Source organism: Salmonella sp. SAL4457 (genome assembly GCF_046548235.1).
Lineage (GTDB): Bacteria > Pseudomonadota > Gammaproteobacteria > Enterobacterales > Enterobacteriaceae > Salmonella > Salmonella enterica.
This window is the reverse complement of sequence record NZ_JBGDZO010001057.1, coordinates 1-247: the sequence shown is the minus strand read 5'-3', so window position 1 is coordinate 247 and position 247 is coordinate 1. Positions and strand designations below refer to the sequence as shown.

The 247-nt window shown below is 66.4% G+C and carries 1 protein-coding gene; it reads right to left on the bottom strand.

Annotation, left to right across the window (positions count from 1 at the left end; genetic code table 11):
* Positions 1-247 (bottom strand): FAD-dependent oxidoreductase (locus ACLJNW_RS27420; RefSeq protein WP_410961711.1); only part of this gene is annotated, 247 nt, incomplete at both ends.

Sequence of the window (247 nt, the reverse complement as noted above, 5' to 3'; positions counted from 1 at the left end):
GGATGTGGTCGTAGACGATCTCGGTGTCGAAACGCTCGGCGTGCTGCTGCATGCGGGTCATCAGCGCCGGGCCGGTAAGGCCTTCGACGTCGCCCGGCCAGTTGTCGACTTCGGTGGTGGTGGTCAGCTGGCCGCCTGGCTGGATGCCGGTGATCACCACTGGCTTGAGATTGGCGCGTGCGGCGTACACGGCGGCGGTATAGCCGGCCGGACCGGAGCCCAGGATGATGAGGCGCGAATGCTTGAC